General features: G+C 60.5%; 4 protein-coding genes. 2 read left to right on the top strand and 2 right to left on the bottom strand.

The window, feature by feature from the left end; translation table 11 throughout:
• On the bottom strand, positions 1-661 hold a 661-nt coding region (locus DBR18_RS29505), incomplete at its 3' end, for a M20/M25/M40 family metallo-hydrolase (protein ID WP_256588801.1).
• A 207-nt stretch (positions 662-868) separates the two neighbouring features.
• Positions 869-1,942 (bottom strand): diguanylate cyclase, encoded by a 1,074-nt coding sequence (locus DBR18_RS19625; protein WP_108591545.1) that lies wholly within the window; start codon positions 1,940-1,942, stop codon positions 869-871.
• Between the two features lie 283 nt (positions 1,943-2,225).
• Here DBR18_RS19625 and DBR18_RS19620 point away from each other — a divergent pair, with 283 nt between their 5' ends.
• Entirely contained in the window at positions 2,226-3,677 is a 1,452-nt protein-coding gene (locus DBR18_RS19620; protein ID WP_108591544.1) for an NAD(P)/FAD-dependent oxidoreductase, read from the top strand.
• A gap of 21 nt (positions 3,678-3,698) precedes the next feature.
• Positions 3,699-4,625, top strand: coding sequence for an alpha/beta fold hydrolase (locus tag DBR18_RS19615; protein ID WP_108591543.1), 927 nt, complete (start codon positions 3,699-3,701; stop codon positions 4,623-4,625).
• The last annotated feature ends 4 nt before the right edge of the window (positions 4,626-4,629 follow it).

The following is a 4,629-nucleotide window of genomic DNA, read 5'->3' as shown; positions in this document are numbered from 1 at the left end:
CGACCAGCGCCGTCGCGCTGCCCTTGCGCCACACCACCAGGCCATCGGCCGGACGCCCCGGTTCGAGGTTGAGGGTCACGTCGTGGGCCTTGGCGGTTTTCTTGATCAGGTCGGTGGCGACGTCCGAACCGGTTTCTTCGCTGGCGTCGAGCAGGAAGGTGATTTGCGCATAGTCCTTGAAGTCCAGATTCTTGAGGATCTTCAGCGCGTAGATACCGGCGACGATGCCGCCCTTGTCGTCCATCACCCCCGGCCCGTAGGCACGACCGTCCTTGATGCGGAACGGCCGCTCGGTGGCGGAGCCTTCCTTGAACACCGTGTCCATGTGCGCCATCAAAAGGATCTTGGCCTTGCCGGTGCCTTTGAAAGTGGCCAGCACGTGATTGGATTTTTCCGGGGTGTTGGGCACCAGCTCGATGGTGGCACCAAGTTTTTTCAGCTCATCGATGGCGATCTCGCTGACTTGCTTCAGGCCCGATTCATCACCGGAACCGGAGTCGGTGTTGACCAACCGTTCCAGCAGTTTCAGGGCTTCGGGCTGATACTGTTCGGCGTCGGCCAGCACTTGCTTGTGCGGTTCGGCGAAGGCGCCGGCAGCGCTGAGGGCGAGGGACAGGCCGAGGCTGGCGGCCAGCAGGGAGCGGGGAAATGAGAACGTCATGAATCGATCCTTGTTTCGCGTCGGGGGGAATCAAACCGTACCTGACATCGGCGCAAGGCTCTATACCGGATGCGACACCTGAGCCGCCGACACCGAACACTGTGGGAGCGAGCCTGCTCGCGAAAGCGGAGTGTCAGCCGACATCAATGCCACTGACGGAATGCCTTCGCGAGCAAGCCCGGTCCCACAGGGAATTGTGGCGAGCAGTCAGACCGAATCGAGCAGTTCCTGCTTCGGCAGGTCGTCACTGTTGCAGATCACCCGATTGCGCCCGGTCGCCTTGGCTTCGTACAGCGCCTGATCGGCATCATTGAGCCAACGGGTCGCGTCGCCGTGGCTCGGGTCGTAAGCGGCAATGCCAATGCTCAGACTGACCTTGAGCGCCGGGTTCTGCTCGTATCCCAGGGTGGCGAAACGCTCGCGCAGGGCCTCCATGGCCTGGGCGGCATTGAACAGCGGCAAGTCTGGCAGGATCACACAGAACTCGTCACCACCGTAGCGCCCGGCAACATCCGCCGCACGCAGGTTGTGTTTGAGCATCTTGCTCAACTGCCGCAGCACGATATCGCCGGCCACATGACCGTAGGTGTCGTTGATCGCCTTGAAATGATCGATGTCGATCAACGCAATCGCCGCGCCCTGCTTCTGCCGGCGGCAGCGTTGAAATTCGATGTCCAGTTGATCTTTCCAGGCCCCGTGATTGAGCAATCCGGTGAGGCTGTCGGTGCGGCTCAGCGCCAGCAACTCACGTTTGTGCAGCCCCAAAGTGTAGGCCTGGCGAAAGCAGATCCAGCCCAGCGCCAACGGATACAGCATCAGCAACGGCAGGCAGGCATACAGCTGCAACGGCGAAGTTTGCGGAATGAACGCCGGGGCGAACACCACCAGGCCGACGCCGATACCGAGGATCTGCGCCGCCAGGCCCGCGGCGAGAAAACGCAAGCCGCCGATGGCGACGTTATTCATCGCCATCATCGAAATGGTGGTAGCACTGGGCAGCGGATTGAACTGCATGGCGGCGACCCAGAAGCCGCCCATAAATGCATCAACCAACAGATTGCGGTGTTCCGCATGGTAAGGAACGCTGGCACGACGAGCCCATTGAAACGCCAGATGCGGCCAGAGCAGGCCGTTGAACAGCATCAGCGCCCAGACCCACAGTGGCGGATCGAGCGGGTACATCGCCACGCTCACGCACAACAGCCCCAGCGCCAGCCCGAGGGTTCGCGATGTATAAAGCCTCCTGGCCAGTGAAAGTCCCTTTCCCCCCTTTTTTCGCATAAGGGCCTCGACCACTCAACGGAACCTGCGCACACCCTCAGACGGATGTGCTGGAAGTCTAACAGTCAGCCGCTAAATAGCCATCACCGACCAGCCCCGCGCCTTCACTCACTCAACTGTGGGAGCGAGCTTGCTCGCGAAGGCGGCAGTTCAGTAGACATCCCCGTATCTGACACTCCGCACCCATCGGAACACCACACGGAGCACACCCGCTCCCACCCGGCAAATATTTAGCTATACCTGAAAGGATCAAAACGGAAAAACAACTATAAGAAGGAGGCCCATGCACACCTACCGAGTGTTGATCATCGGCAGCGGATTTGGCGGCCAATGTGCGGCGGTCAACTTGCTCAAGGCCGGAATCGACGATTTTCGCCTGCTGGAACGAAGGGATTTCTTCGGCGGCACCTGGTGCCAGAACACCTATCCCGGTGCGGCGGTAGACGTGCCGTCGCCGCTGTACTCGCTGTCCTTCGCGCCATTTCCCTGGACACAGATGTTCGCCGCCCAGGCCGAACTGCACCGCTACACCGAACACGTCATCGAACACTTCGGCCTGCGCGAACGCGTGGAACTGCAAACCAATGTCGAACGCATCGAATGGGAGGACGCCGAAAAGCGCTGGGCGGTGCGCACCAGCAACGGAATCTTCCATGCGCAGTTCGTGATCAACGCCAGCGGCCCGCTGAGCCAGCCGGTAATCCCACCCTTCCCTGGCCTGGATCGCTTTCAGGGCAAGACTTTTCATACAAATAATTGGGATCACAGCTACAACTACAAAGGTAAACGCGTAGCGATCGTCGGCAGCGGCGCCAGTGCCGCGCAGGTGATTCCGGCGATTGCTCCCCAAGTCGAACAATTGCACGTGTTCCAGCGCACGCCGCATTGGGTGCTGCCTCGCGCTGATCGCAGCTTCGGACGATTTCAACGCTGGTTGCTGGGTGTCAAACCGGCGTACAAGCTGCTGCGCTGGCTGCTCTACTGGCAATTCGAAACCCGGGTGATCGCCTTCAAATACTCGAAACCGGCGATTCACCTGGTTCAGCGTCAGGCGCTGCGTTTTCTCAAGCAACAGGTGCCGGACCCGGTACTGCGCGCAAAACTCACCCCGGACTTCACCATCGGCTGCAAGCGCATCCTGCTCTCCAGTACGTATTACCCGGCGCTGACCCGGCCCAACGTCACGTTGCACAGCCGCGAACAAGGCATCGCCGCGCTCGACGAAACCGGCATCGTCACTCAGGACGGCCAGCACATCGAGGTCGACCTGATTGTGTGGTCTACCGGCTACGACGCCACCGACGGCGTGGTCTCCTACCCGGTCACCGGCAAGCACGGCGTGCAACTCAAGGATGTCTGGGCGCAGTATCCTCGCGCCTACCTGGGCACCAGCCTGCCGGACTTTCCCAACCTGTTTATCGTCACCGGCCCGAACACCGGCATCGGCCATACCTCGGCACTGTTCATCATCGAGGCGCAGATGAACTACATCCTCGACTGCATCCGCACCCTCCAGGCCAAAGATCTGCGCAGCATCGAAGTGCGTCCCGAAGCGGAACGTACCTACACTGCAATGATCCACCGTGAGATGGAGCGCACGGTGTGGAAGTCCGGCGGCTGTCACAGTTGGTATCAGAGCAAGAGCGGTCATGTGATCGCGATATTTCCGGGCTTCAGTTTCAGTTACTACCGGTTGACCCGGGCACTGAAACCGGCTGACCACATTCTGTCCTGAACACGTAAAAGGAAGACGTCGATGCTTGTGCTGTTTGTCGCTCTCGCGGTTTTCGTGGCCTGGAGCTGGTTGAGTTACCCGGCGGTCGGGCATTGGCTGTATGACCTGAGCACAGCGCTCGAGGCCAAGTTATACAAGCTGCATAAAATCGAAGTGCCGATTGCCGAAATGACGGTGTCGACCTGGCAAGGTGGCCCCTATGAAGCGGCCAGTGCGATTCTGATGCTGCACGGCTTCAGCGCCGAAAAAAACCTGTGGCTGCGCTTCGCCAGGCACTTTGTCCGTCAGTACCGGGTAATCATCCCGGACCTGGCCGGTCATGGAGAAACCGGCTTCAAGGCGGGTGGCGGTTATGACATCCCACTGCAGGCCAAGCGCATGATCCAGCTGCTTGACGTTTGCGGTGTGGAGAAGGTGCATGTGATCGGCAACTCGATGGGCGGCTACATCGCGGCGTGGCTGGCAGCGACGTATCCGGATCGCATTGCCTCGGTGGCATTGATCGACCCGGCCGGCGTCACCGCGCCGGAGGCCAGCGACATGGAGCGTCATCTGGCCCGTGGGCACAACCCGTTCCTGATCAACTCCCGGGAAGAATTCCGGCAATTTTATGCGATGACCATGGCCTCACCACCTTGGGTGCCCGGACTGGTGCTGGACGCCATCGCCCAGCGTTACGAGCGCCAGCGTGATGAGCTGGTAGAGATATTCCGCGACTTTCGCGCCAGCCCGCCGATGGAGCCGAAACTGGCCGACATCAAATGCCCGGCGCTGCTGCTGTGGGGCCGCAAGGATCGCTTGATCGACGTAAGCAGCGTGCCGATCTGGAGCAAAGGCGTCGCCAATCTGCGGGTCGAGGTGTGGGACGGCGTGGGGCATATGCCGATGGTTGAGCAGCCGGGGAATACCGCGCGGTTGTATCGGGAGTTTCTCGGAAACCAGCGATGAGCCC

It is taken from the genome of Pseudomonas sp. HMWF021, assembly GCF_003061005.1.
Classification (GTDB): Bacteria; Pseudomonadota; Gammaproteobacteria; order Pseudomonadales; family Pseudomonadaceae; genus Aquipseudomonas.
The sequence above is the reverse complement of the archived record's forward strand: the minus strand, read 5'-3'. Positions and strand labels throughout refer to the sequence as shown.